General features: G+C 60.6%; 5 protein-coding genes and 1 pseudogene. 5 read left to right on the top strand and 1 reads right to left on the bottom strand.

The window, feature by feature from the left end; all coding sequences use genetic code 11:
• Positions 1-203: hypothetical protein (locus tag LH128_RS29870; protein ID WP_008833432.1), on the top strand; the 203-nt coding region annotated here is incomplete at its 5' end.
• Between the two features lie 266 nt (positions 204-469).
• Complete coding sequence (locus LH128_RS29865) at positions 470-754, top strand: thermonuclease family protein (RefSeq protein WP_008833431.1); 285 nt, start codon at positions 470-472, stop codon at positions 752-754.
• Between the two features lie 85 nt (positions 755-839).
• On the opposite strand, the gene LH128_RS29860 is transcribed toward LH128_RS29865, so the two are convergent.
• Positions 840-2102, bottom strand: a complete 1263-nt coding sequence (locus LH128_RS29860; protein ID WP_008833430.1) for a tyrosine-type recombinase/integrase — start codon at positions 2100-2102, stop codon at positions 840-842.
• Between the two features lie 553 nt (positions 2103-2655).
• On the opposite strand from LH128_RS29860, the gene tnpA reads away from it, so the two are divergent.
• The 3 genes and pseudogenes from tnpA to LH128_RS32665 all read left to right on the top strand — a co-directional run.
• Positions 2656-3081, top strand: a complete 426-nt coding sequence (gene tnpA, locus LH128_RS29855; protein WP_083910030.1) for an IS66-like element accessory protein TnpA — start codon at positions 2656-2658, stop codon at positions 3079-3081.
• Positions 3078-3431 carry an IS66 family insertion sequence element accessory protein TnpB gene (gene tnpB / locus LH128_RS29850; RefSeq protein WP_008827841.1) on the top strand — a complete coding sequence of 118 codons (354 nt, stop codon included), beginning with the start codon at positions 3078-3080 and terminating at the stop codon, positions 3429-3431. The genes tnpA and tnpB overlap by 4 nt, the downstream gene beginning before the upstream one ends.
• Positions 3432-3480: 49 nt before the next feature.
• Positions 3481-3756: pseudogene (locus tag LH128_RS32665) on the top strand (IS66 family transposase); the annotation flags it as partial.

The raw sequence follows: 3756 nt of genomic DNA, 5'->3' as shown, positions 1-3756 counted from the left end.
CGGCCTACTTCAACGGCGGTGACAGCTACGATGCGGGCGATGCCTTCACGATCGCCGGCGACAGCCTTAAAGGCGCGTGGATCGGCGAAGTGAGCATGCTGGCAGGCGGCTATGACTTCACCTGGAAAATCTCGGCACGAAGCGAGCAGTCCAGCTCCGGCACGGACTTTTCGGCGCGCGCGGGGCTGAGCGTGGCGTTCTGAAATCTGCCGCCGCATGATGACCGCTCCCGACATGCACGCTTGGCGCGGGGACACTCCACGCGCCAAGCGTTGCCGCCTGGCCACGCGGGCGGACAGCCTTTTGATCCGGACTGGATCTATTTTCATGCGACAGGCATCGTAGCGCCAGTTACATCGCTGCGATGTCCCTCCTACTGGCGATCGCCGCAGCGTCTGCCTCCGCTTCCGGCATTTGCGTCTCGTCGATCCATGATGGCGATACCATCCGTCTCTGCAGCGGGAAGCGGGTGCGGCTGGCGGGAATCGATGCCCCAGAACTTGATGGCTCTGCGCGCTGCGAGAAGGCGCAGCGCAAGCAGCTGGCGGCTTCCAAAAACCCGCCATGGTGCGACTTCCAGCTTGGGAACGAGAGCCGCGATGCCCTGAAGAACCTGATCGGTCAGGGGTATGTGACGATCGAACGCTTCGGCAAGGATGCCTATGGCCGCACGCTCGCCCACATCTATGTCAATGAGCGTGATGCGGGAAAATATCTGATCACATGGGGGCTTGCCCGGCAGTGGGTCAAGTAGCCGGGACCATTCCGTGGGTCGGCCGGCTCAACGTTTGACCTTCACCGGCTACACCGCGCCAGCAAGATGGCGGCCTGCTGGCAGTTCACCGATCGATCGTGAGAGGGCCCGAACACGGGGCGCTAGCGCCGCTGGCGGGCTTCTCGGGTTGGGGCATGATGAATGCGGCCCACGCTTCCATCAGTGTTCGCCGCATGGCGGTGAGGTCGCTTCGCAGATAAGCTCTCTCGGTTTGCGAAAGCACGCTGTGCGAGAGTATCAATTCGGCGACCATTGCGGGAATGGCAGGCATCTCTTCTGCGGCCCAATCCCGAAAACTTGAACGAAGTCCGTGGACCGTCGCATGGCCCCATCCTTGTGCGAGCATTGAGTTGCGAAGGGCTCCGTTATTGAGCAAAGCACCGCTGCGCCCTGGGAATACCACGTGCGATTTGCCTCTCAGCACTGCGGCCCGGCGCAAGATGACGAGCGCTGCTTCACTTAGCGGTACGCTGCTTGCTCGACGCGATTTCATGATGTGCGCAGGCTTAGACCAAATTTTAGTGTCGAGGTCGATCTGGTCCCAGGTTGCCTGACGCACTTCCCCGCTGCGTGAAGCGGTCAGCGCTGCAAAGGCAAGTGCGAGCCGTCCGGAGCTTTCGGTTCCGCCAAGCAGGTCATGCATGAACAAGGGCACCTGTCGGAATGGGACAGCCGGATGGTGCTGACTTTGTGATTGGCGCGCGAGGCCCCGGCGAACGACCTGTTTTTGCGGGACGTCCTGCGTGCGCAAGCCGGTCGCATGGCAATAGGCCAGCACCTGATTGATGCGGGTGAACACCTTCTTTGCGGTAGACGGTTTGTCTGTCCATACCGGAGCCAGAGTGGCCCGGATCATGGCGTGGTCGATAATGTCGACGCTGTGGCTGCCAAGTGTGGGTATAGCATAGCTGAGCATGGTCGATTTGAAATCGGCCGCATGCTTGGCGGTCCACCCCCTCGAGAGCTCCGCGTGCGCCAGATCGACGGCTTGTGCGAAAGTGGGAATGCGCCGCACCTCGCGGTCGCGCTCGGCCACCGGATCGAGTCCAGCGAGCGTCAGCCGGCGCAGGATTGCGGCTTTGTCGCGAGCCTCGGCAAGGGTGAGCACTTTCCTGCGCAAGATTTCTACCGCATGGACCGGATCATCCTGGCGGCGGCGACCAAGATCGACTGACCCCAGGCCGATATCGCGCCGCCGTCCCTGATGCTGAATGCGCAGCACCCACGAGCGTGCGCGATTTCCATTGACCATAAGGTAGAGGCCGTCGCCATCGCAGTGACGCCCGTTCTTGGCGGCGCGGACGTGAAAAACGGTCAATTTTCCCATCTCGATGTTCCCTTCGTTGCTCCCTCACAAAGCAGCCCTTGCTGAGAACTGCGGGCTGCAGCCGGAAAAGTCGCCGCCGCGAGGGCCTCGGACACTGCACTTCGCCTGGTTATGGACAGTGCAAGCAGCCGCTTGCCGGAGCGGAATGGTGCAAATCCCTGCGAACTCGCCGCCCCATCACGGTTCTCCCAGTAGAAGCCGGGGTATTGTCGCGCAGTGCGCAGAATTCAGCGAGATCCTGTTTGGTGACAGGAGGGGCCATCCCTCACGCGTTCCTGCGACAGGCAAGCGGCCGGCCATAGTAGCGGTTCCGTAAATCAGGCGTGGCGGCACCGCAAATGGAAGCACAATGGCTTTCGCAATTGTAACTTCAGATAGATATGCATTCGCCCCTACGCTGAAGGCCGATGATATCCGGAGGCGGTTTGCAAATGGACAATGACAGCGATTGCGTGGGAATCGCGCAGGTCAATCGTAACCGCTGCTTCGACCCCACGTATTCTGGTTGATTTTTGAGGGGTAGATCTGCGCGAGACGTTGAGGAGCTCGGGCAGTGGTTGAGGAAATTGATGGGGTGCCAAACGTTGGTTTGACGTGTGCGTCGCATAGTGCAAGTTCGCGTTTGACCGTTAGTTTGGAGCCAGTCCGGCGTGGGCACGAGCGATGGCCGGATGATGAGCGCGATCGTATTCTTGCGGAAAGCTTCACTTCCGGAAAAACGGTAGCGCAGGTTTCGCGGGATAACGGCGTCGGCCTTGGCCTGCTGCATTATTGGCGCCGGCAGGCGCGAGCGGCGGGGACCGTTGAAGAACTCCGGCTTGTGCCAGTGACGGTGGTTGGCGAGGAGCAAGCGCAAATGCCGGCCGTCCCGGCATCGCCGCCCAGCATGGAATTGGTGGTGCGCGATGTGACAGTTCGTATTTGCGGCGCCGTCGAGGCGGAGCACTTGCGCACCGTTCTGGCGGCGATCCGGGAATGATCCCGATCGATGGAAGCGTGCGGATCTATGTGGCGACGCAGCCCATCGACTTCAGGGCCGGGATCAACCGGCTGATGGGACTGGTGACACATGTTCTGGGCCACGATGCCTGCGCCGGTGATGTGTTTGTCTTCCGCAATAAGGCTGCTGACAAAATCAAGTTGGTCCGTCATGACGGCTCCGGCGCGGTTATGGCGACAAAATGGCTCGACCATGGGAAGTTTTATTGGCCTGCAGTGCAAGGCGGCACTCTTGCTCTGACCGGAGCTCAATGTGTGGCCCTTCTGTCAGGCCTGGATTGGCACAAACTGCCATTCCAGGCGGCGCGGCGGCCCGCTATTTTTGGCTGAATTCTGCGGTTTTTTGTAGTATAATGAGGGCTGTGTGGTATAGTCACGCATGCCTGCCGAAGCCGATAATCTTCCTGACAATCTCGAGCAGATGGCCGCCCTTGTGCGGGAACTCCGGGCTGAAAACGCTCAACTGCGCTCGCTCCTCAAAGGCATGGCCCAACAAGCATTCGGCAATCGATCGGAACGCGCCAGCGTCATTCTGGGAGATCAGGGGCAACTGGATCTGGGCGATCTTGTGAGCACGCCGACGGTCGCGGCCAATGACGATGAAGCGCCAGAAGACAAGCCTGTGATCAAGCGCCCGCGCGCGAAGCGCGGCATA

Source organism: Sphingomonas sp. LH128 (genome assembly GCF_000293195.2).
In the GTDB taxonomy this organism is placed as follows: Bacteria; Pseudomonadota; Alphaproteobacteria; order Sphingomonadales; family Sphingomonadaceae; genus Novosphingobium; species Novosphingobium resinovorum_A.
This window is presented reverse-complemented; position numbering and strand designations above follow the sequence as displayed.

What these genes read in the sequence shown, in the direction of transcription:
- LH128_RS29860 (WP_008833430.1), bottom strand. Translation starts at nt 2,102, where the DNA reads ATGGGAAAATTGACCGTTTTTCACGTCCGCGCCGCCAAGAACGGGCGT.
- tnpB (WP_008827841.1), top strand. Translation starts at nt 3,078, where the DNA reads ATGATCCCGATCGATGGAAGCGTGCGGATCTATGTGGCGACGCAGCCC.